We start from the raw sequence: 255 nt of genomic DNA, 5'->3' as shown, positions 1-255 counted from the left end.
TCGTTTGCCAGCTCCCCGGAGCTTTTCGCAGGCTACCGCGTCCTTCATCGCCTGTGATCGCCAAGGCATCCACCACATGCACTTGTTCGCTTGACCCTATAACGGGTGTGTCTCAATGATTGCTCACTGCAGAATCACCTTCCGCTACAGGTTGAGTATTCGTGTTGCGCCGTATTCCAAAGCGATCTCTCGATCACCTTTAAAATACATCGATACAATCACAACCCTGATTCACCTACTCACGCACCCATCTCC

General features: G+C 51.4%; 1 rRNA gene. It reads right to left on the bottom strand.

Going from position 1 to position 255, the window contains the following annotated elements:
* A 23S ribosomal RNA gene (locus tag AB3X94_RS42190) occupies positions 1-96 on the bottom strand; the annotation flags it as partial.
* Positions 97-255: the final 159 nt, after the last annotated feature.

The sequence above is a fragment of the Paraburkholderia sp. BR10923 genome, from assembly GCF_040948765.1.
Lineage (GTDB): Bacteria > Pseudomonadota > Gammaproteobacteria > Burkholderiales > Burkholderiaceae > Paraburkholderia > Paraburkholderia youngii.
Note: the sequence above shows the minus strand (reverse complement) of the source record. Positions and strands in the feature narration are given on the sequence as shown.